This window comes from Cereibacter changlensis JA139, from assembly GCF_003034985.1.
Lineage (GTDB): Bacteria > Pseudomonadota > Alphaproteobacteria > Rhodobacterales > Rhodobacteraceae > Cereibacter > Cereibacter changlensis.
The window spans coordinates 15,424-37,682 of sequence record NZ_PZKG01000032.1; the positions used below are offsets into that span (position 1 = coordinate 15,424).

The 22,259-nt window shown below is 68.3% G+C and carries 19 protein-coding genes and 1 pseudogene; 12 read left to right on the forward strand and 8 right to left on the reverse strand.

The features are described 5' to 3' along the window. Positions 1-273: 273 nt before the first annotated feature. Positions 274-873, forward strand: coding sequence for a superoxide dismutase (locus C5F48_RS09380; protein WP_107663646.1), 600 nt, complete (start codon positions 274-276; stop codon positions 871-873). Positions 874-921: 48 nt separating this feature from the next. Here C5F48_RS09380 and C5F48_RS09385 read toward each other — a convergent pair whose 3' ends face one another. After that, complete coding sequence (locus C5F48_RS09385) at positions 922-1,533, reverse strand: DedA family protein (protein ID WP_107663647.1); 612 nt, start codon at positions 1,531-1,533, stop codon at positions 922-924. A gap of 60 nt (positions 1,534-1,593) precedes the next feature. After that, a complete protein-coding gene (locus C5F48_RS09390) occupies positions 1,594-2,148 on the reverse strand; it encodes an LOG family protein (RefSeq protein WP_107663663.1) in 555 nt (184 codons plus the stop codon). A 101-nt stretch (positions 2,149-2,249) separates the two neighbouring features. On the opposite strand from C5F48_RS09390, the gene C5F48_RS09395 reads away from it, so the two are divergent. The 5 genes from C5F48_RS09395 to der all read left to right on the forward strand — a co-directional run bounded on the left by C5F48_RS09395 (position 2,250) and on the right by der (position 9,221). Continuing rightward, on the forward strand, positions 2,250-3,578 hold the full coding sequence (locus C5F48_RS09395; RefSeq protein ID WP_107663648.1) for a LysM peptidoglycan-binding domain-containing protein: 1,329 nt from the start codon (positions 2,250-2,252) through the stop codon (positions 3,576-3,578). 151 nt (positions 3,579-3,729) lie between these two features. Then, on the forward strand, positions 3,730-5,496 hold the full coding sequence (locus tag C5F48_RS09400; RefSeq protein ID WP_373454338.1) for an ABCB family ABC transporter ATP-binding protein/permease: 1,767 nt from the start codon (positions 3,730-3,732) through the stop codon (positions 5,494-5,496). 153 nt (positions 5,497-5,649) lie between these two features. After that, positions 5,650-6,297: a tetratricopeptide repeat protein gene (locus C5F48_RS09405; protein ID WP_107663650.1), complete on the forward strand. Its 648-nt coding sequence runs from the start codon at positions 5,650-5,652 to the stop codon at positions 6,295-6,297. 41 nt (positions 6,298-6,338) lie between these two features. Then, positions 6,339-7,697, forward strand: a complete 1,359-nt coding sequence (locus C5F48_RS09410) for an outer membrane protein assembly factor BamB family protein (protein WP_258186493.1) — start codon at positions 6,339-6,341, stop codon at positions 7,695-7,697. Positions 7,698-7,754: 57 nt separating this feature from the next. Then, positions 7,755-9,221, forward strand: a complete 1,467-nt coding sequence (der, locus tag C5F48_RS09415) for a ribosome biogenesis GTPase Der (protein WP_107663651.1) — start codon at positions 7,755-7,757, stop codon at positions 9,219-9,221. Between the two features lie 68 nt (positions 9,222-9,289). Here der and C5F48_RS09420 read toward each other — a convergent pair whose 3' ends face one another. From C5F48_RS09420 to miaA, 6 genes are all read right to left on the reverse strand, one after another. Continuing rightward, complete coding sequence (locus C5F48_RS09420) at positions 9,290-11,386, reverse strand: dipeptide ABC transporter ATP-binding protein (protein WP_107663652.1); 2,097 nt, start codon at positions 11,384-11,386, stop codon at positions 9,290-9,292. 91 nt (positions 11,387-11,477) lie between these two features. Continuing rightward, positions 11,478-12,632 (reverse strand): ABC transporter permease, encoded by a 1,155-nt coding sequence (locus C5F48_RS09425; protein WP_107663653.1) that lies wholly within the window; start codon positions 12,630-12,632, stop codon positions 11,478-11,480. Between the two features lie 9 nt (positions 12,633-12,641). Further along, positions 12,642-13,718 carry an ABC transporter permease gene (locus tag C5F48_RS09430; RefSeq protein ID WP_107663654.1) on the reverse strand — a complete coding sequence of 359 codons (1,077 nt, stop codon included), beginning with the start codon at positions 13,716-13,718 and terminating at the stop codon, positions 12,642-12,644. 109 nt (positions 13,719-13,827) lie between these two features. Continuing rightward, positions 13,828-15,465, reverse strand: coding sequence for an ABC transporter substrate-binding protein (locus C5F48_RS09435; protein ID WP_107663655.1), 1,638 nt, complete (start codon positions 15,463-15,465; stop codon positions 13,828-13,830). A gap of 223 nt (positions 15,466-15,688) precedes the next feature. After that, a complete protein-coding gene (locus tag C5F48_RS09440; protein ID WP_107663656.1) occupies positions 15,689-16,486 on the reverse strand; it encodes an AraC family transcriptional regulator in 798 nt (265 codons plus the stop codon). 105 nt (positions 16,487-16,591) lie between these two features. Further along, a complete protein-coding gene (gene miaA / locus C5F48_RS09445; RefSeq protein ID WP_107663657.1) occupies positions 16,592-17,470 on the reverse strand; it encodes a tRNA (adenosine(37)-N6)-dimethylallyltransferase MiaA in 879 nt (292 codons plus the stop codon). A 161-nt stretch (positions 17,471-17,631) separates the two neighbouring features. Between miaA and pyrH the strand changes: the two genes are divergently transcribed. From pyrH to C5F48_RS09475, 6 genes and pseudogenes are all read left to right on the forward strand, one after another. Next, on the forward strand, positions 17,632-18,372 hold the full coding sequence (pyrH, locus tag C5F48_RS09450; protein WP_107663658.1) for a UMP kinase: 741 nt from the start codon (positions 17,632-17,634) through the stop codon (positions 18,370-18,372). Positions 18,373-18,470: 98 nt separating this feature from the next. After that, positions 18,471-19,037 carry a ribosome recycling factor gene (gene frr, locus C5F48_RS09455; RefSeq protein WP_107663659.1) on the forward strand — a complete coding sequence of 189 codons (567 nt, stop codon included), beginning with the start codon at positions 18,471-18,473 and terminating at the stop codon, positions 19,035-19,037. 50 nt (positions 19,038-19,087) lie between these two features. Continuing rightward, on the forward strand, positions 19,088-19,831 hold the full coding sequence (gene uppS, locus C5F48_RS09460; RefSeq protein WP_107663665.1) for a polyprenyl diphosphate synthase: 744 nt from the start codon (positions 19,088-19,090) through the stop codon (positions 19,829-19,831). Then, complete coding sequence (locus C5F48_RS09465; RefSeq protein ID WP_107663660.1) at positions 19,828-20,637, forward strand: phosphatidate cytidylyltransferase; 810 nt, start codon at positions 19,828-19,830, stop codon at positions 20,635-20,637. Before uppS ends, C5F48_RS09465 begins: the two co-directional genes overlap by 4 nt. A gap of 6 nt (positions 20,638-20,643) precedes the next feature. Continuing rightward, entirely contained in the window at positions 20,644-21,828 is a 1,185-nt protein-coding gene (gene dxr, locus C5F48_RS09470; protein ID WP_107663661.1) for a 1-deoxy-D-xylulose-5-phosphate reductoisomerase, read from the forward strand. A 5-nt stretch (positions 21,829-21,833) separates the two neighbouring features. Then, a pseudogene (locus C5F48_RS09475) lies at positions 21,834-22,259 on the forward strand (site-2 protease family protein); the annotation flags it as partial.

Sequence of the window (22,259 nt, forward strand, 5' to 3'; positions counted from 1 at the left end):
AGGATGCGGGGCGGCCTTTTCCGTTGAACCAGATGCCTCGAATCGTCGCCCGCCCAAGCCCGCCGCCGGACGCAAGAAGCCGGGCAGGGCGCCCGCCGCTGCCGCAGCGGAAACTTCGCCCGCCGATCGTCCGCCCCACGCCGGAAAAAACCCAGCGCGACAAGCCTTTCCCCGCCGAGGCTGCGACACGCCGTCACCGCGGCCCCTTGACCTTCCGGGTCCCAGCCCTCTTATTGACCTGATTGATTTCCCTTCGAGAGACAGGAGCGCCCGATGGCTTTCACCCTTCCCGATCTTCCCTATGCGCATGACGCGCTGGCATCCCTCGGGATGTCGAAGGAAACGCTGGAATACCACCACGACATCCACCACAAGGCCTATGTCGACAACGGCAACAAGCTGATCGCCGGGACCGAGTGGGAAGGCAAGTCGGTCGAAGAGATCGTCAAGGGCACCTACCAGTCCGGCGCCGTGGCGCAGAACGGCATCTTCAACAACGCCAGCCAGCACTGGAACCACGCCCAGTTCTGGGAGATGATGGGCCCGAACCAGACCGCCATGCCGGGCGAGCTGGAAAAGGCGATCACCGAAAGCTTCGGCTCGGTCGACAAGTTCAAGGAAGATTTCTCCGCCGCCGGCGCCGGCCAGTTCGGCTCGGGCTGGGCCTGGCTGGTGAAGGACAAGGACGGCTCGCTCAAGGTCACCAAGACCGAGAACGGCGTGAACCCGCTCTGCTTCGGCCAGACCGCGCTTCTGGGCTGCGACGTCTGGGAGCACAGCTATTACATCGACTTCCGCAACAAGCGCCCGGCCTATCTCACCAACTTCCTCGACAAGCTGGTGAACTGGGAAAACGTCGCCTCGCGCATGTGATCCGGCGCCCCGCGCACAGGAAAGGCCGCCTCCCGGCGGCCTTTTTCCTTATTCCTCCAGCGGCACGCGGCGGCGATAGGTGGCGACCCGCCACAGATACCAGCCGACCAGCCCGACCACGACCAGCGTCGCCACCGGGTTCACGATGCCCGAGACCGCCTCGTACTGGCTCTCCAGCAGATAGCCCGCCACCGTCAGCAGCGTGACCCAGAAGGCGCTGCCCAGCGTCGTGTAGAAGATGAACCGCAGCAGCGGCATCCGCGCCACGCCCGCGGGCACCGAGACGAAGGTCCGCACCGTCGGGATCATCCGCCCTATCAGCACCGCCGCCGCGCCATGCCGGGCGAACCAGTCATTGCCCTTGTCGATATCCTCGGGCGCGACCGCCATCCAGCGCCCGTGCCGCCACGCAAGCTCGCGCAGCCGACGCGCGCCGAGCCTGCGGCCGACCCAATACCAGAAGAGCGCACCCGCCACCGCGCCGACGGTCCCGGCGAGGATCATCACCCAGAGGCTCGCGCCGCCGCCCGCCGCGATGAAGCCGGCCAGCGGCATCACCAGCTCGGAAGGGATCGGCGGAAACACATTCTCCAGCAGCATGAGCAGCGCCACGCCGAGCGCGCCGATGCTTTCGATCAGCCCGGTGATCCAGTCGAACATGCGCCTCTCCCTCTGCCTGCCGGTCCAACGGGGCGAAGGAGCGCCGGTTCCCGCCTCAGCTCAGCTCAGCGCAGCGCGCAGCCTTTCGCCGAGCGCCGCGACATCGGGCACGGCGGTGAAATAATCGCGCATCGACGCTTCGGCATAACCCTCGGCGATCGAGTGGTCGATCAGCGCGATCAGCGGCTGCCAGTAGCCCTCGGTGTCGAGGAGCAGGATCGGCTTCTCGTGCAGCCCGATCTGCCGCCAGGTCAGCACCTCGAAGAATTCGTCCAGCGTCCCGGCGCCGCCCGGCAGCACCACGATGGCGTCGGAATTCATGAACATCACCTTCTTGCGCTCGTGCATGTCCTCGGTGATGACGAATTGCCCCAGATCGCGCCGTCCCTGTTCCCGCGCCAGCAGATGCGTCGGAATCACGCCCATGGTGCGCCCGCCCGCCGCCATGGCGCTGCGCGCGACTTCGCCCATCAGCCCCACGTCGCCCGCGCCATAGACCAGCCGCCAGCCCTGCGCCGCGATCAATTCGCCCGTTCCGCGCGCGGCGGCGACATAGGCGGGGCGCAGGCCAGGGCGGGAGCCGCAGAAGACGCAGACGGAACGAAGCAGAGACATGCGCATCACCCTGAAAATTTGTTGCTTCTGGCAGTCATATCTGGGTTCCTGTAACAAGGACAAGCAGGGGCCGCGGAAGGCCTCGCCAAGGGACGTAGAAGATGTCGGGTTGGAGCACGTTGGGGATGGGGGCCAGGGCCGCTCTGCTGGCCGGAGGCGCTGCCTGCGCGGGCGGCGTGGCCTATGTCGGCTGGAGCCTGTCGCGCCCCGCCGCCCCGCCGCCCACCGCCATCGCCGCCGTGCAGCCGGCCCCGCCGCCGGTGAAGACCCCGGCCAAGCCCGATCCGATCGCGCTGCCCGCCCCGGTGGCCAAGAAGCCCGAACCGCCGCCGCCGCCCGGGCCGGCCTCGCGCACCGCCGCGGCCGAACCCGCCGCCGCGCCGCCGAAGCCGAGCGATCTCAAGGCGCCGCCGCCGAAGCTGCTGATCGACCACCCGGAACCTGCCTTCGATGTGGTGCGGGTGGAAACCGACGGCTCGGCGCTGGTCGCGGGCCGGGCGGTGCGCGGCGCCACGGTGACCGTGCTGGTGGACGGGGCCGAGATCCAGACCACCACCGCCGATCCGGGCGGCCGCTTCGCCGTGCTCTTCGACATGGCGCCCGACGGCAAGCCGCATCGGGTGACGCTGCGCATGGCGCTGGCCGACGGCAGCCAGCTCGCCTCGACCGAGAGCGTGCTGGTCGCCGCGCTGACGCCGCTGGAGGAGATGGAGGACGCCGAGACGGCCAGCGCGCCGACCGCGCTTCTGGTTAGCGAGACCGGGGTGCGGGTGATGCAGCCCGAGGGCGAGGACGTGACCGAGCCGGTGACCGGCGTCACCATCGACACCATCGCCTATGCCGCCGATGGCGCGGTGCTGCTGTCGGGCCGCGGCACGCCGGCGGATTACGTGCGGATCTACCTCGACAATGCCGAGAAGATCACCGTGCCGATCAGCGCCGAAGGCGCCTGGAACACCAGCCTGCCGCTGGTGCCGCCGGGGCTCTACACCCTGCGGGCTGACCAGCTGGACGCCTCCGGCACGGTCGTGGCGCGCTTCGAGACCCCGTTCAAGCGCGAGACCGACGAGACCATCGCCGCCGCGCTGGAGGCGCAGGGCGACCTGCAGCCCGCCGCCGCCAGCGCCGACCCTGCGGTTCCCGCCCCGCCGGCAAGCGAGGGCGCGCCCGCGCTGGCCATCGCCCCCGATGCGCCTCCGGCTCTGGCCGCGCCCGGCAGCCCCGGGGCCGTGGCTGCCGCCGATGCCGCCGCGGGCGGGCCGATCACCGTCACGGTGCAGCCCGGCTTCACCCTCTGGCGCATCGCCGAGGACAATTTCGGCAGCGGCATCCGCTATGTCCAGGTCTACGAGGCGAACCGCGACCGGATCCGCGATGCGGACCTGATCTACCCCGGACAGGTCTTCACTCTGCCCTCGCGCACAGACTGACCGCGGGGACCTGCGCGCTCTCCCTCTGGCCTTTGCCCCGGCAAGGGCCTAGGTAGTGCCGCCAGCGGAGAACCCCATGCGAGATATGAAGCCCCGAGAGAAACCCGGCCCCCAGCCGGTTGCGCCGCCCGAAATGAGCGGCTGGTCCACCATGAAGCGGATGGTCCCTTATCTCTGGCCCAAGGGTCAGACCTGGGTGAAGCGCCGCGTGGTGCTGGCGATGCTGGCGCTGGTGGTCGGCAAGGTCATCTCGGTGCTGACGCCGTTCTTCTACAAGGCCGCGGTCGACGCGCTGGCCGGCGAGGCCCCCTCGGCCTCGGCGCTCTTGGCCTTCGGCGCGGTCGGGCTGACCATCGCCTACGGTTTCGCCCGGCTCAGCTCGGTCGCCTTCGGCGAGCTGCGCGACGCGATCTTCGTCCGGGTCGGCCAGCGCGCGCTGCGGCAGCTGGCGCTGGAGACCTTCACCCATATCCACCGCCTGTCGATGCGCTACCACATCACCCGCAAGACCGGCGGTCTCAGCCGGATCATCGAGCGTGGGGTGAAGGGCGTCGATTTCCTGCTGCGCTTCATGCTGTTCTCCATCGCGCCGCTGATCCTCGAGCTGACCATGGTCTCGATCATCTTCGCGGTGCTGTTCGGCTGGCAGTACATGGCGGTCGTGGTCATCACCATCACGGTCTACATCCTCTTCACCTTCAAGGTGACTGAGTGGCGGGTGAAGATCCGCCGCGAGATGAACGATCAGGACAATGACGCCAACCAGAAGGCCATCGACTCGCTGCTGAACTTCGAGACGGTGAAGTATTTCGGGGCCGAGACCCGCGAGGCGTCGCGCTACGATTCCGCCATGTCGCGCTACGAGGTCGCGGCGGTGAAGACCGGGCAGTCGCTCGCCTTCCTCAACGCCGGTCAGACCTTCCTCATCACCACCGGCCTCGTGCTGGTCATGGTGATGGCGGCGCAGGGCGTGCAGTCGGGGGCGCTGACGGTGGGCGATTTCGTCATGGTCAACGCCTACATGATCCAGATCACCCTGCCGCTCGGCTTCCTCGGCACCGTCTACCGCGAGATCCGGCAGGCGCTGGTCGATATGGGCCAGATGTTCGGCCTCCTGGCCCAGCCCGCCGAGGTGAAGGACAAGCCCGGCGCGCCGGAGCTCAAGGTCGGCGGCGGCGAGGTGGTCTTCGACAGCGTGCAGTTCGGCTACGATCCGGAGCGGATCATCCTCAAGGGCATCAGCCTGACGGTCGCCGCCGGCGAGACGGTGGCGCTGGTCGGCCCCTCGGGCTCGGGCAAATCCACCATCGGCCGGCTGCTCTTCCGCTTCTACGACGTGAACGCCGGGGCGGTGCGGATCGACGGGCAGGATCTGCGCGACGTGACGCAGGATTCGCTGCATGCGAGGATCGGCGTGGTGCCGCAGGACACGGTGCTCTTCAACGACACGGTCTTCTACAACATCGCCTACGGCCGCCCCGACGCCAGCCGCGAGGAGGTCGAGGCCGCCGCCCGCGCCGCCAAGATCCACGATTTCATCCAGGGTCTGCCCGAGGGCTACGAGACCAAGGTGGGCGAGCGCGGGCTGAAGCTGTCGGGCGGTGAAAAGCAGCGGGTGGGCATCGCCCGCACCCTGTTGAAAAACCCGCCGATCCTGCTCTTGGACGAGGCGACCTCGGCGCTCGACACCCAGACCGAGCGGGACATCCAGGACAGCCTGAAGGAGATGGGGCAGGGCCGCACCGTCATCACCATCGCCCACCGGCTGTCGACCATCGCCGACGCCGACCGGATCGTGGTGCTCGAAGAGGGCCGCATCATCGAGGAAGGCCGCCACGACGCGCTGCTGGCCCAGGGCGGGCGCTATGCCGCCATGTGGGCGCGGCAATCCTCCGAGGAAGAGGAAGAGGCGGCCTGACCGGGTTGCCCACCGTCCGGGCGGGCCAAGACCGTGGCCCGCCGCGGGAAAATCCGCCACCCGCGACCGCCGGTTGCGTCGCCGTGATGGGGCCGGGGCTTGGCAAGCCCTTGGGCTTGCGTGTAAGACGGGGGCAACGGATGGGAGACGATCTTGAGCAACCCCGACAGCTTCATCGACGAGGTGACCGAAGAGGTCCGCCGTGAGCGCATGTTCAGCTATCTGCGCCGTTACGGCTGGATCGGCATCGCCATCGTGCTGCTGATCGTCGGCGGGGCCGCATATACCGAATGGAACAAGGCGCAGACCGCCGCCAATTCCCAGGCCTTCGGCGACGCGATCCTCGCCGCGCTGGACCAGCCCGACGCCGAGGCCCGCCATGCGGCGCTGACGGCGGTGGAGGCTGAGGGCGACCGCTCGGCGGTGCTCGATCTGCTCCTGGCCTCGGACCCGGCGACCAACCGCGCCGGCGCCCTGGCCGCGCTGGAACATGCCGCTTCCGACGCCTCGCTGCCCGCCAGCTACCGCGATCTCGCGGTGCTGCGCCGCGTGATCCTCGCCGGCGCCGATCTGCCGCTGGCCGACCGCCGCGCCCTTCTGGACGGCATCGCCGCCGCGGGCCGGCCGTTCCGGCCGCTGGCGCTGGAGCAGATGGCCTATCTTTCGGTCGAGGCGGGCGAGACCGAGGCGGCGATCACCCAGCTCAGGGCGCTGACCGCGGATCAGGAAGCGCCGGCGGGCTTGCGCCAGCGCGCCCAACAGATGATTGTCGCCCTCGGTGGGGAGACTGCCGCCAGCTGAGGCTGACGGTGGACAGGTTAAACGGACGGGCGGGGCATTTCATGACGGCTTTCATGGCGAAGCGGAACGCGGGACTGACGGGACTGGCGCTCTGCGCCCTGCTGGCGGGCTGCGAAAAGGAAGTGATCCTGCCGGGCGAGCGGTTCGATACCCGCACGCCGCTCTCGGCCAGCATCCCGACCTCGGAGAATCCCTCGCCGACCGATCCGGCCGGCAACCGCGAGAATTTCAGCCGGCCGATCTCTCTGCCGCCGCAGACGGCGAATGCCGAATGGACCCAGCGCGGCGGCACCGCCAGCCACCTGGCCCCGCATGGCGCGCTGAGCGCCGCGTCGGCGATGGCCTGGAGCGCCAAGATCGGCGCCGGCAACAGCCGCCGCAACCGGATCTCCGCCGCCCCCGTGGTCGGCGGCGGCCGCATCTTCACCATCGACGCCACCTCGCGGCTGCAGGCCACCTCGACCGGCGGCCAGCCGCTCTGGTCGGTCGACCTCGCCCCGCCGAAGGACCGCGCCGCCAACATCTCCGGCGGCGGGCTGTCCTATGGCGGCGGGCGGATCTACGCCACCACCGGCTATGGCGAACTGATCGCGCTCGACCCGGCCAGCGGCGGGGTGATCTGGCGGCAGGAGCTGGGCGCCCCGGCGACCGGCGCGCCGACCGTCGATGGCGACCTCGTCTATGTCGTCGGCCGCGACAGCTCGGCCTGGGCGGTCGAGACCCGCGACGGCAAGGTGCGCTGGCAGGTGCCGGGCTCGCCCGCGGTCACCGGGATGATCGGCGGCGCGGCGCCGGCGGTCAGCGGCTCCTCGGTGCTCTTCCCCTTCGCCAGCGGCGAGGTCCTGGCCGCGATGCGCGAGGGCGGGGTCGAGCTCTGGCGCAAGTCGGTGGCGGGCAACCGTCTGGGCCGGGCCTACACGATCGTCGGCGACGTGACCGGCGATCCGGTCGTCGCGGGCGGGGTGACCTATGTCGGCACCGCCGCCGGCAAGACCGACGCCTTCTCCACCACTTCGGGCGAGCAGATCTGGAGCGCCGACGAGGGCGCGCTGGGTCCGGTCGTGGTGGCGGGCGGATCGGTCTTCCTGATCTCGGACGAGGCGCGTCTCGTGCGGCTCGACGCCGAAACCGGCGAGACGATCTGGGCCGCCGACATGCCCTATTTCACCAAGGACGCGCCGAAGCGGCACAAGGCGATCTACGCGCATTACGGCCCGGTCCTGGCCGGCGGCCGCCTGGCCGTCGCCTCCTCGGACGGGGTGCTGCGCTTCTTCAGCCCGGTGAACGGCGCGCTGGTCGGCAGCGTCGAGCTGCCGGGCGGGGCGGCGGCGCAGCCGGCGCTGGCGGGCGGGACGCTCTATGTCGTCTCGGGCAACGGCCAACTTCACGCTTTCCGCTGACGCCTGCCTCGTGTAGGACAGCGGGCTTGACGTGACCAGACGCCCCCGGAGGGCCATATGAGCTTTACCCTTGCCATTGTCGGACGCCCCAACGTCGGCAAGTCCACCCTGTTCAACCGCCTCGTGGGCCGCAAGCTCGCGCTGGTGGACGACCAGCCCGGGGTGACGCGCGACCTGCGCGAGGGCGACGCCAAACTCTTCGATCTGCGCTTCACCGTGATCGACACGGCGGGGCTGGAGGAAGTCACCGACGACTCGCTGCAGGGCCGCATGCGCCGCCTGACCGAGCGCGCGGTGGACATGGCCGATGTCTGCCTCTTCCTGATCGACGGCCGCGTCGGCGTGACCCCCTCGGACGAGGTCTTTGCCGAGATCCTGCGCAAGAAGAACGCCCATGTCATCGTCGGGGTGAACAAGTCCGAGGGCAAGGCGGGCGACGCCGGCGCCATCGAGGCCTGGAGCCTCGGGCTCGGCGATCCGGTCCGGCTCTCCGCCGAACATGGCGAGGGGATGGACGACCTCTACCACATCCTGCGCCCGATCGGCGAAGGCTTCCGCGAGCGCGCCGAGGCCGACGCCCCGGTGGTCGATGTCGACGTGACCGAGGAGGAGGCCGAGACCGAGGCCGATCCCGACGCGCACAAGCCGACGCTGGCCAAGCCCTTGCAGATCGCCGTCATCGGTCGCCCGAACGCCGGGAAATCGACGCTGATCAACAAGATCCTTGGATTCGACCGCCTTCTGACCGGCCCCGAGGCCGGCATCACCCGCGACGCCATCTCGGTGAAGGTCGACTGGATGGGCACGCCCACCCGGATCTTCGACACGGCGGGGATGCGCAAGAAGGCGCGGATCAACGACAAGCTGGAAAAGATGTCGGTCTCCGACGGGTTGCGCGCCGTGCGCTTCGCCGAGGTGGTCGTGGTGCTGCTCGACGCCGAGATTCCCTTCGAACAGCAGGACCTGCGCATCGCCGACTATGCCGAGACCGAGGGCCGCGCCGTGGTCATCGCGGTGAACAAATGGGATCTCGAGGGTGAGAAGCAGGAAAAGCTGACCGAGCTGCGCGAGATGTTCGGCCGCCTGCTGCCGCAGCTGCGCGGCGCGCCGATGGTCACGGTCTCGGCCAAGACCGGCAAGGGGCTCGACCGGCTGAACGCCGCGGTGCTCAAGGCGCATGACGTCTGGAACCGCCGCATCCCGACCGCCCGCCTGAACACCTGGCTCGGCGCCATGGTCGAGGCCCACCCGCCACCCGCGCCCGGCGGCCGCCGGATCAAGATGCGCTACATGACCCAGGTGAAGACCCGCCCGCCGGGCTTCGTGGTGATGTGCTCGCATCCGGAACAGATGCCGGAGAGCTACAAGCGCTACCTGATCAACGGCTTGCGCGACCATTTCGACATGCCCGGCACGCCGATCCGCATCACGCTGCGCGGGCAGGGCGACAAGAACCCGTTCAAGGGCCGGCATTTCTCCACCCCCTCCCGGCTGCGCAAGCACACCGGCAAGGGCGATTACTGAGCCTCAGGCTTCCTGAAGAACGACCCGAACGGCGGCGCCCCCAAGCGCCGCCGTTTCGCTGTCCGGCGTTACTCCGCCGCGATGGTGATCACCGGCTCCATGCCGCGCAGGATCTCGTCCGAGAGGTGGCACTTGATCTGGTGGCCGCTCTCCAGCGTCTTCAACGGCGGCACCACCGTGTCGCAGAGGTTGCCCGGCACCTGCGCCTTCCAGCGGCAGCGGGTCTGGAACGGGCAGCCCGGCGGCGGGTTCATCGCCGAGGGAATATCCCCCTCCAGCACGATCCGCTTCTTCTTCACCCGCGTGTCGGCGATCGGCACCGCCGAGAGCAACGCCTCGGTATAGGGGTGGTAAGGCGGCGAGAACACCTGATCCGTCGTCCCCAGCTCGACCACATGGCCGAGATACATCACCATCACCCGGTCGCTGAGGTAGCGCACGATCGACAGGTCATGGCTGATGAACAGCAGCGTTGTGCGGTTCTTGCGCTGGATTTCCATCAAGAGGTCGGTCACCGCGGCCTGCACAGAAACGTCCAGCGCCGAGACCGGCTCATCCGCCACCACGATCTTCGCCCCGCCGGCAAAGGCCCGGGCGATGCCCACCCGCTGCTTCTGCCCGCCCGACAGCTGCCGCGGCATCCGGTCGGCGAAGGCGCGCGGCAGCTTCACGAGGTCCAGCAGCTCCAGCATCCGCGCCTTGCGGGCGGCATCGTCGGCGCCTTCCTGAAAGATCTCCAGCGCCCGGATGATCTGCCGCCCCACGGTCATCGAGGGGTTCAGCGTGTCGAACGGGTTCTGGAACACCATCTGCACCGATGAGACGGTATCGGTGGACCGCTTCTCGATCGGCGTGTCCTGGATGTCCTGATTGTAGAGGAAGATCTTGCCCGAGGTCGCCGTCTCCAGCCCCATCAGCACCTTGGCGAAGGTGCTCTTGCCGCAACCCGATTCTCCGACGATGGCCAGCGTCTCGCCCTCGCGCGCCTCGAAACTCAGCGTCTCGTTGGCCTTCACCACCTTCGTGCTGCCGCCGCCGAAGGCCCCGGAGGAGACGTTGTAGTATTTCCGCAGATCCTCCATCCGCAGCACCACATCGCCGACCGGCGTCTTCTCCACCGTCTTCGGCGCCTTCAAGGGCGCGTCCCAGTCGATCTCCTGGAAGCGCAGGCAGCGCGTCGCGTGGCGGTCGCCGTCGGGCACCGCCAGCATCGGGATCTCTTGCGCGTCGCAGAGCCCTTTCTTGAAATAGTCGCAGCGCGGGCCGAAGTTGCAGCCCGGCGGGCGTTCATGCGGCAGCGGGAAGTTGCCGGGAATCGGCACCAGCGGCCGCGTCGTCTTGTCAGCCCCCGGCAGCGGGATCGAGCGAAACAGCGCCTGCGTGTAGGGGTGGCGCATCTCGTTGAAGACCTCCTCGACATTGCCGGTCTCCACCGCCTCGCCGGAATACATCACGCAGAGCCGGTCGCAGACATCGAGCACCAGCCCGAGGTTGTGCGAGATGAACAGCATCGACGTGCCGTATTTCTCGCCCAGATCCTTCACCAGATCGACGATCCCCGCCTCCACCGTCACGTCGAGCGCGGTGGTCGGCTCGTCGAGGATCAACAGCGCCGGCTTCGACATCAGCGCCATGGCGATGACGATCCGCTGCTGCTGCCCGCCCGAGAGCTGATGCGGATAGGCCTGCAGGATGCGGTCCGGGTCGGGCAGGCGCACATCGGCCACGATCTGCCGCGCCAGCGCCCAGGCCTCCGCCTTGCCCATGTCGCGGTGGATCATCGGCACTTCGGCGAGTTGCGCGCCGATCTTCATCGCCGGGTTCAACGAGGCCATCGGCTCCTGATAGATCATCGCGATCTCCGAGCCGCGGATATGGCGCAGCTCCTCCTCGCTCATCGTGGTCAGGTCGCGCCCCTTGAAGCGGATGGTTCCGCCGACGATCCGTCCGTTCTTGCCAAGATCGCGCATCACGCCCAGCGCCACCGTGGATTTGCCGCAGCCCGATTCCCCCACCAGCCCCATCGCCTCGCCCGGCATCACCGTGCAGGAGAAATCCATCACCGCCGGGATTTCCCGCAGCCGGGTGAAGAAGGAGATCGACAGGTTCTCGATCTCGAGGATCGGTTTCGAGTTGTCCCAGATCTGCGTGTCCAAGTCTTGCATGGTCAGCCTCGCGCTTGGGTCGGACGGAGCCGGGGGCCAGCCCCCGGACCCCCGGGATATTTAAGGACAGAAAATGAGGGGTGATGGTGCATCAGTCCCTCAGGCTTTCTTCGCGCAAACCGTCGGCCAGCAGGTTGAGGCCGAGGACCAGACTCATCAGCGCGAGGGCCGGGACGATGGCCGGGTGCGGGTAGATCGCCAGCAGGCGGCGGCCGTCGTCGATGGTCGAGCCCCAGTCGGGCGATTCCGGGCTGACGCCGAGGCCGAAGAAGCCCAATGTGCCCAAGAGGATCGTGGTGTAGCCGATGCGCAGGCAGAAATCGACGATCAGCGGGCCGCGGGCGTTGGGCAGGATCTCCCAGAGCATGATGTACCACGGCCCCTCGCCACGGGTCTGTCCCGCCGCCACATAGTCGCGCGCCTTCAGATCCATGACGATGCCGCGCACGATGCGGAACACCGTGGGCGCGTTGACAAAGACCACCGAGACGAAGACATTCAAGAGGTTCGGGTCCATCGACCAGACGCCGAGCGGATCGGCGTTGAAGGCGAGGCCCGAATAGGCCCAGAGGCCGAGCACCAGCGTGATCCCGACATAGAGGTTGCGGCGCTTCGGATCGGTGAAATAGCGGCTGTTCCACAGCACGGTGAAGAAGATCACCGGGAAGATGAACAGCACCGCGGCGAGGATCACCGGAATCCCCGTCACCCGGATCTCGGGCGTGACGAGCAGGTAGAACAGCAGGATCACCGGGAAGGCCAGCACGAGATTGGCGAGGAAGCTGATCGCCGTGTCGAGCTTGCCGCCGAAATAGCCCGCGGGCAGGCCGAGCGTGATGCCGACCATGAAGGCGAAGGTGGTCGCGGCAGGGGCGATGGCCAGCACCCGCCGCGCGCCCATCACCATCCGGCTGAACACGTCGCGCGCCAGACTGTCGCCTCCCAGAAGGTAATAGGCGCCCTCCTGTCCCGGCACCGGCGTGCCCGGCAGCTTGTTCTTCAGCCCCGAGAGCTGCGCCAGCGGGTCGAAGGTGATGATCATGTCGGCGAAGAGCGCGGTGAACACCCAGAACATCACGATGCCGAAGCCGACCATGCCGATCGGACTGTCGAACAGCTTGCCATAGAGGCCGAGCCTGCGGCGGAAGGTGATCGAGAGCGCGAAGGTCGCGGCCAGTGCGATCCAGACCGGCCAGAACTGCCAGGCCATGCGGGCGAGGATCTGGCCCCAGGAAAGTTCGTCCATCAGGGTTCCTTACGCGAGCCGGATGCGGGGATTGAGGAAGACATAGCCGATGTCGGAGATGAGCTGCGTGACCAGCACCACCAGCACCGCCACCACCGAGCAGGCGAGCAGCAGCTCGATGTCGTTGTTGCTGGCCGCCTGCACCAGCGTCCAGCCGAAGCCCTTGTAGTTGAACAGGGTCTCGACGATGACGACGCCGTTGAGGAGCCAGGGAAACTGCAGCATGATGACGGTGAAGGGCGCGATCAGCGCGTTCCGCAGCGCGTGGCGCATGACCACCTGGCGGAAGCCCACCCCCTTCAGCCGCGCGGTGCGGATGTATTGCTGGGTCATCACCTCCGTCATCGAGGCGCGGGTCATGCGGGCGATATAGCCGATGCCGTAGAGCGCGATGGTGATCACCGGCAGGGCGAAGTTCCAGAAGGTGATCTGGTCCATCGCGCTGGTGGCGGTGCCGAGGAACAGCGTCCGCCCCTCGATCCAGCCCCAGTCGGCGAGAATCGGCGACAGCCCCGCCGTGGCCGAGCCGAAGGCCGCGATCAGCACCACGCCCGAGACATATTCCGGCGTCGCGGTCGAGGCGATGGCCGCGGTGGAAAGCACCCGGTCGGTGCGCGAGCCCTCGCGCATCCCCGAGAGCACGCCCAAGAGCAGCGCGGTCGGCACCATGACGATCATCACCCAGAGCATGAGCCAGGCCGTCGCCCCGAGGCTGCGGCCGATCACCTCGCTCACCTCGGTGCGGAACACGCTGGAATAGCCCCATTCGCCCTGCAGCACCCCGCAGAACCGCGGCGCGTCGGTCTGGCCGCGGGCAAAGCAGCGCCCGCGGGTCCGGCCCTCCTCGGTGACCGTCCAGCCCGGCAGCACGCCCAGCCATTCGCCATAGCGTTGCAGCACCGGCTGGCCGAAGCCGTTCTTCTCCAGCCAGCTCTCCACCTCGGCATCCGACATCCGGGCCGAGGCCTCGGATTTCGCCAGCTTCTCGAGGTTGGGCGGCAGGTTCGTCATGAAAAAGACGATGAAGGTCAGACAGAGCGCGGTCGCCAGCATGACGGCGAGACGGCGCAACACGAAGAAAAGCATGGCTCATCCTTTCACGGACGGGGCGAAAGGAAAGGGGCGGGGCGCCCCCGGCGATCGTGTCGGAAACCCGGGGACGCCGTGGCGCCCCCGGTCTCAGCTCAGATCCGCGTCACGCGTCGATCCACCACTTGTAGTGGTGATGCTCGAAGGTGGCATGGGTTTCGGCGCCCTTCACCTTCGGATCGTAGTGCCGGAAGATCGAGCGCCAGTAGGGCTGGATCAGCACGCCCTGCTCCTGCATGATCTGTTCGACCCGCACCATCACCTCGCGCCGCTTGTCGGCATCGAGGATCGACATGGCCTTGGCCAGTTCGGCATCGAATTCCTCGTTCGAGAAGGCCGCCTCGTTCCAGGCCTCGCCGCTGCGATAGGCCAGCGCCAGGATCTGGACGCCGAGCGGGCGCATGTTCCACTCGGTGGCCGAGAAGGGGAACTTCAGCCAGTCGTTCCAGTAGGTCGAGCCCGGCAGCACCGTGCGCTTGATGTTGATCCCGGCGTCACGGATCTGCGCGGCGATGGCGTCGCAGGTCGCGGCCTGCCAGGCATCGTCGAGCGAGACCAGCTCGAACTCGACATCGGACTTGCCGGCCTCCTCCAGCAGCGCCTTGGCCCCGGCCGGATCGACCACCGGCGGCGGCAGTTCGGCATATTCGGGGTGGATCGGGCAGACGTGGTGGTTTTCGGCCACGGCGCCCAGACCGGAATAGCCGAGCTCCAGCACCACGGCGTTGTCGACCGCCATGGTCAGCGCCTTGCGGACGCGCACATCCTTGTATTCCTCGGCATCCTGGTTGAAGCGCACCGCCAGCGTCGCCGCCGTCACGGCTTCGGACTTGGTCCAGCCCAGCGAGTCGAGGATGTCGATGAATTCGCCCACCGACTGATAGGTGGCGTCGATCTCGCCCGAGCCAGCCGCGGCCACCGCCGCCGAAGGATCGGAGCCGAAATCGATGTATTCGATCTTGTCGAGATAGGGCCCGCCATAGACATCCGTCCCCCACCACGTGTGGTCGGTATTGCGCGCCAGCACCAGCCGCACGCCGATCTCGACGGTCTCCGGCAGGTAGGGGCCGGTGCCGACCGGGTTCACCGAGGGATCGCCGTTGTCGTAGCTCTGGTGCACCACCGCCGCCGGATAGTCGGCGAGGTTGGCGATCAGCGTGATGTCCGGGGCCGAGAGCTTCAGCGCCAGCGTCTGGTCATCGACCACCGTCACCGCATCGGCGCGGAGCGTCTTGGTCTCGGGGTCCGACAGCGTCGCCATCCGCCCGGCCATCGAGTTGCCCTCGACCGTGCCGTCGCACCAGCGCTCGATGTTGTAGGCCACGTCCTGCGCGGTGAAGGCGTCGCCGTTGCTCCACTTGGCGTTGGGACGGATCTTGAACGTGTATTCGCTGGCGTCGTCATTCGCCTCCCAGCTTTCCAGCAGCATGCCGCGGAAGGTGCCGTCGTTGTTGTATTCGACGAGATATTCCAGCCAGCCGCGGGTGAAGTTGGCGATCTGCGACCAGTCGGCGGTGCGCGGGTCCTTCAGCGCCTTGGTCTCCATCTCCATGCGCAGCGTGCCGCCGGATTTGGCCTCCTGCGCTTGCGCGGCGGGGGCCACGAGACCAAGAAGGCTGTAGGCGGCGGTGCTCGCCACGCCCAGCGCCGAGGCGCGGGTCAGGAACTCGCGCCGGCTCATGCTGCCGGCGCGGACTTCGGCGGCATAGGCCCGGGCCGCCGGATGTACTGTGGTGAAGGTCATGTCAGTCTCCCTGTGTGGCGTCATTGTTTTTGTGCCGCCGACAGTTGGGGGCAGGGCGCGGCAAAGCTGCGCGACCTGCGCCCCCTGTCGTCGGGCTGGCGCTTATCGGTCGCATTGCGCACTGTTTTCGCCGGGAGGTCAACGTCCGGATTCGCCACCTCTGCACGGATTCGCGACATGGGCCCCCCGCGGGGCGGCAAAATCCCCCGCCCGGACCGCCGCCTCAGGGCGCGCGGCGGAAGGCCGAGGGCGAGGTGCCGGTCATGTGTTGAAACGAGCGGGTAAAATAGGCAGGCGAGGTGAATCCGAGGCTGCTGGCGATGCGGCCCACCGGCATGTCGGTCTCGGTCAAGAGCTTGCGCGCCTCGAATAGCACCCGGTCATGCAGCAGCGCCGAGGCGGGCCGGCCGCAGGTCTGCTTGCAGCAGCGCGTCAGATGCGTCGGGGTCACGCCCAGCGCCCCGGCGAAATCGCCCACGCCCATGCCGCTGCGGAACTCCTGCTCCAGCAGCGCGGCATAGCGCGCCACCAGCCGCCGCGTCGCATCCGGCGCCGGCGCATCCGCCGCGACCCGCGCCACCTGCCGCTCCAGCCAGACGCCGAGCAGCCCGAGGTGGTGATAAGCGGCGCGGTCATGGCCGGGGCTGGTGCTCTCCATCTCGCGGCCGATCATGTCGAGCGTCACGTTCAGCTCCTGTTGCACCGAGGTCTCGCGGATCCTGAGGTGCTGCGGCGCGGAAGGAAGCACCAGCCCCGAGTCGCGGCCGAAGAACACCGCCGTGCCGAAGACCTGCGGCCCGACCTCAAACCCGTGCATCACGCCTGCCGGAATGAAGATCGCGTTATGCGCGGTATAGCCGCGCGTCACCCCGGCGATGGTGATCCGGCCCTGACCCTTGGTGAACCACAGAAGCATCGGCTCCGAAATCGAGCGCATCGCCTCCACCCGCCAGCGCCCGCCGGCGGCGAGGCGCGGGATGGCGACGAGCCGGGCTTTGGAGGGCAGCGAAGCGTCTGGCATGGCGATGATCCCGGGTGAGGTGGCGACAGATAAGCAGCCGCGGCGGCAAAGGCCAAAGCAAAATCGCGCAACAGCCGGCGTCTTTGCCGCCGGTGTTGCGCCGCGTCAGGGCAGGGCGACCGCCTGCCAGCCCTTCATCCGGTTGCGGAACCAGGTCCGCTGCCGCTTGGCATATTGCCGGCTGGCGATCTTTGCCAGGGCCACGGCCTCCGCCAGCGAGGTCTCGCCGCGCAGATGCGCCACCAGTTCCGGCGCGCCGATCGCGCGCGACGAGGGCAGGCCGGGCTGCCAGCCGGGCAGGGCGGCCCGCACCTCCTCCAGCGCGCCTCCCTCGATCATCGCGTCGAAACGCGCATCGATCCGCGCCCCGAGCCACTCCGGATCGGGCCGCAGCACCAACGGCGTGACCTCCGCCAAGGGTAACAGCGGCGGCTGCGCCCCGGCCTGCCAGGCGGCCAGCCCGCGCCCCGTTGCCCGCAGCACCTCCCAGGCCCGCTGCACCCGCGCCGGGTTCGCAAGGTCGATCCGCCCCGCCGTCGCCGCATCTAGTCCCGCCACCATCGCGGCCAGCCCTTCGCCGCGCAGCAACGCATCGGCCTCGGCCCGCACCTCCGCAGGCACCTCCGGCACCTCGGCCAGCCCCTCGGTCAGCGCGGTGAAATAGAGCCCCGTGCCGCCGACGATCACCGGCCGCAGCCCCTCGGCCAACACCGCGCGCATCTCCCGCAGCCAGTGCCCCACCGAATAGGCCTCCTCCCGCCCGACATGGCCATAAAGCCTGTGCGGCGCCCGCGCCTCCTCCGCCGCCGAGGGCCGGGCGCTCAGCACCCGCCAGCAGTCATAGACCTGCAGCGCATCGGCGTTCACCACCACGCCGCCCGCTTCCTCCACCAGCCGCAGCGCCAGCCCCGACTTGCCCGAGGCGGTCGGACCGGCGATCAGCACCGGGCGCTCCTTCGGGATCCCGGCAAGCAGGTTTTCCATCGCTTCCTTCATCCTGGCCCAAATATCCCGGGGGTGCGGGGGCTGGCCCCCGCTCGCGGTCTGCCGCCGGCGCTGCCATCCGCAGTTGAACCCGCCCGCGTTTTGCGACATTTTGCGCCGCAGTCAAATACGAACTCCAGCAAAATGAACGGGGACAGCCCATGATCACCCAAGGCGCACCGGCCAGCAAGGCGGTTACCTACAGCCGCGTCATGCTCAAGATCTCCGGCGAGGCGCTGATGGGCGACCAGGGCTTCGGCCTGCACCCGCCGACCGTGCAGCGCATCGCCAACGAGGTGAAGACCGTCCACGATCTCGGCGTCGAGATCTGCATGGTGATCGGCGGCGGCAACATCTTCCGCGGCCTGCAGGGCTCGGCCCAGGGGATGGAGCGGACCACCGCCGATTACATGGGCATGCTCGCCACGGTGATGAACGCGTTGGCCATGCAGGCGGCGCTGGAATCGCTCGGCATCTTCACAAGGGTGATCTCGGCCATCCCGATGGACCAGGTCTGCGAGCCCTACATCCGCCGCCGCGCCGTGCGCCACTTGGAAAAGAAGCGCGTGTGCATCTTTGCCGCAGGCACCGGCAACCCCTATTTCACCACCGACACCGCGGCCACGCTGCGCGCCAACGAGATGGCCTGCCAGGCGATCTTCAAGGGCACCAAGGTCGACGGCGTCTACGACATGGACCCGCGCAAACATTCCCATGCCAAGCGTTACGAGACGGTTACCTATGACGAGGTGCTGCAGAAGCATCTCGGGGTGATGGACGCCTCGGCCATCGCGCTGGCCCGCGACAACGACCTGCCGATCATCGTCTTCAGCCTGGACGAGCCCGGCGGCTTCTGCGGCATCCTGCGCGGCGAGGGCACCTATACCCGCGTCCACGGCTGAGGCTTCGCCGACCCTATACCCATGCCGCGGCGGGGCTGCTATAGAGCGGCGAAACCCGCCCCGCGGACCTGACCTGCGAAAAGCTAAGGAATCACGACATGTCGCAAGAAGATCTCGACATTGACCTCGACGCCATCGAACGCCGGATGGACGGCGCCATGACCGCGCTGCGCACCGAATTCGGCTCGCTGCGCACCGGTCGCGCCTCGGCGAGCATCCTCGAGCCGATCCAGGTAGACGCCTACGGCCAGATGACCCCGATCAACCAGCTCGGCACCGTGAACGTGCCCGAGCCGCGCATGGTGGTCATCAACGTCTGGGACAAGGCGATGATCTCCAAGGTCGAGCGCGCGATCCGTGATTCCGGCATCGGCATCAACCCGGTGGTCGACGGCCCGCTGATCCGCCTGCCGATCCCCGAGCTGAACGAGGAACGCCGCACCCAGCTGACCAAGGTCGCCGCGCAATATGCCGAGCAGGCCCGGGTCGCGATCCGCAACGTGCGCCGCGACGGCATGGACCAGATCAAGAAGGCCAAGGCCGCCGGCATGTCCGAGGACGACCAGAAGATGTGGTCCGACGAGGTGCAAACTCTCACCGACAAGGCCATCGCCGTGGTAGACAGGGCGCTGGAGGCCAAGCAGGCGGAAATCATGCACGTCTGACGCCTCGCCTGATGCGGACGACCGGACACCTCAGCCAGAAGGGGCAGCAATTGGCCGCCACCGACCCGCGCACAGCGGACCCGATCCTGCCCCGCGCCGAGCATGTGGCGATCATCATGGACGGCAACGGCCGTTGGGCCATGCGCCGGGGCTGGCCCCGTCTGGTCGGACACCGCAAGGGCGCCGAACGGGTGAAGGAGATCGTGCGCGCCGCGCCCGGTCTCGGCATCCGCTACCTGACGATCTACGCCTTCTCGACCGAGAACTGGAAGCGCTCCACCGAAGAGGTGCTGGGCCTGATGTCGATCTTCGCCCGCTACATCGAGCGCGAGGCCGACCGGCTTTCCGCCGAGGGCGTGCGGATGCGCTTCATCGGCGACCGCAGCCGGCTCGACGCCAAGCTGCAGCGGCTCATGCTGGGGATCGAGGCGCGCACCGCGCATCATTCGCGGCTGCACCTGACCGTGGCGATCAACTACGGCGGCCGTGACGAGCTGGTGCGGGCCGCGGCGCGGATGTGCCGCGACGTGGCCGAGGGCCGGCTCGATCCGGCCAAGGCCGACGAGGCGGCGCTGGTGGCGCGTCTCGACACCGCGGATCTTCCGGACCCCGATCTGGTGATACGCACCTCGGGCGAGACCCGCACCTCGAACTTCCTTGCCTGGCAGGCCGCCTATGCCGAGTTCGAATTCACCCCGACCCTCTGGCCCGATTTCACCCCCGCCGAGCTGAAGTCGATCCTCGACGGCTACGCCGGGCGCGAGCGCCGATTCGGCGGGGTCGGCAAGGCATGAGCCGGCCGCCGAAACCGAAGGGACGCTGGAACGACCTGCGCCGCCGCATGGGCTCCGCCGCCATCATGCTGGCGATCGGCGGGGTGGAGATCTGGCTCGGCGGCATGACCTTCGCCATCCTCGTGCTGATCCTCACCGGGGTGATGATGTGGGAACTGGCGCGGATGACGGCGCCGGGCAAGGTGATGGCCAATATCGGCCTCGGCCTGATCGCCACCGCCGTGCTTTACGGCGTGCTGGCCTACCCTGAACCGCTGGGCCTCCTGCCGCTGCTGGTGCCCTCGCTGGCCGGCATCGCCGTGCCGCGGCGCGACAAGCCGATCTATTTCTTCTATGCCGCCGGGCTGATGCTGGCGGGCTTCGCGCTGATCGAGCTCCGGGCAGGGCCGGGGACTCTGGCGATCCTCTGGCTGATCGCCGTGGTCGTCGCCTCCGACGTCATGGGCTATTTCGCCGGCCGCAGCCTTGGCGGGCCGAAGTTCTGGCCGCGGGTCAGCCCGAACAAGACATGGTCCGGCACCATCGCCGGCTGGCTGGGTGCGGCAATCGTGGGTCTTGGCTTCGTGCTGCTCGCGGATGCAGGCTGGGGGCTCATCGTCCTGTCGCCGTTCATCGCGCTGGCAGGGCAGCTTGGGGACATCGCCGAAAGCTGGATCAAGCGCCGCTCCGAGGTCAAGGACAGCTCGTCGCTGATCCCGGGCCATGGCGGCGTGCTCGACCGCTTCGACGCGCTGACCGGGGCGGTTCTGGCCGTGCTGGCGCTCAGCCTAGCATGGCCCCTGCCGCTGCCGGAAATGGGGAACTGACACGACATGCGCAGCCTGTCGATTTTCGGAGCGACCGGCTCCATCGGCGAAAGCACCTTCGATCTGGTCATGCGGCAGGGCGGCCCCGCCGCCTTCCGCACCGTGGCGCTGACCGGCGGGCGCAACGTCACGCGGCTGGCCGAGATGGCCCGCGCGCTGCAGGCCGAACTGGCCGTCACCGCGCATGACGACTGCCTGCCGGCGCTGCGCGCCGCGCTTCTGGGCAGTGGGGTCGAGGTGGCGGCGGGCGCGCAAGCCATCACTGAGGCCGCTGACCGGCCGGCCGACTGGGCGATGTCGGCCATCGTCGGCGCGGCGGGGCTGGCCCCCGGGATGCGGGCGCTGCGCCACGGCCGCACGCTGGCGCTGGCCAACAAGGAAAGCCTCGTCACCGCCGGGCCGCTGCTGATGGCCACGGCGCGGGCGCATGGCGCGACCATCCTGCCGGTGGACAGCGAACATTCCGCCGTGTTCCAGGCGCTGATCGGCGAGGACATCGCCTGTGTCGAGCGGGTGATCATCACCGCCTCGGGCGGGCCGTTCCGCGACTGGACGCTGGAGCAGGTGCGCAATTGCACCGTGGCGCAGGCCATGGCGCATCCGAACTGGTCGATGGGCCAGCGCATCTCGATCGACAGCGCCTCCATGTTCAACAAGGCGCTGGAACTCATTGAAACCCGCGAGTTTTTCGGCTTCGCGCCCGAACAGATCGAGACCGTTGTTCATCCGCAGTCGATCATCCACGCCATGGTCGGTTTCTGCGACGGCGCGGTGATGGCGCATCTCGGCCCGCCCGACATGCGCCACGCCATCGGCTTCGCGCTGAACTGGCCAGGCCGCGGCGAGGTGCCCGTTGCGCGGCTCGACCTCGCGCAGATCGCGAAGCTCAGCTTCCAGGCCCCTGACGAACAACGCTTTCCCGCCCTGCGCCTCGCGCGCGAGGTGATGGCGGCGGGCGGCCTCTCCGGCGCGGCCTTCAATGCCGCCAAGGAGATCGCGCTCGACCGCTTCATCGACGGCAGCATCGGCTTTCTCGACATGGCGGCGGTGGTCGAAGAGACGCTTGCCCGAATTTCGGCGCGGAATGGCCTTGGAAATTCCCCGACCGCCCTTGAGGAAGTGCTGGCGATGGACCATCTGGCAAGGCACACGGCGGGTGACGCCGTGCGTGCCCGTCTGGAAAAAAGGTAAAGCAGTTGGATATTATCGGTCTCATGCCCTCCTTCGGTGGGTTGATCTGGACGGTCGTCGCCTTCGTTCTCGCTCTTTCCGTCGTCGTGGCGGTGCATGAATACGGCCATTACATCGTCGGCCGCTGGTCCGGCATCCATGCCGAGGTCTTCTCGCTCGGCTTCGGCCCGGTGCTCTGGTCGCGCCGCGACAAGCGCGGCACCCGCTGGCAGATCGCGGCGCTGCCCTTCGGCGGCTACGTGAAGTTCCTCGGCGATTCCGACGCCGCCTCCGGCAAGGACAGCCTGACCATCCACGGCCTCTCCGAGCAGGAGAAGGCCCGCACCATGCATGGCGCGCCGCTCTGGGCGCGGGCGGCGACGGTGGCGGCGGGCCGGGGTTCAACTTCATCCTGTCGATTCTCGTCTTCTCCGGCTTCTTCCTGCTGAACG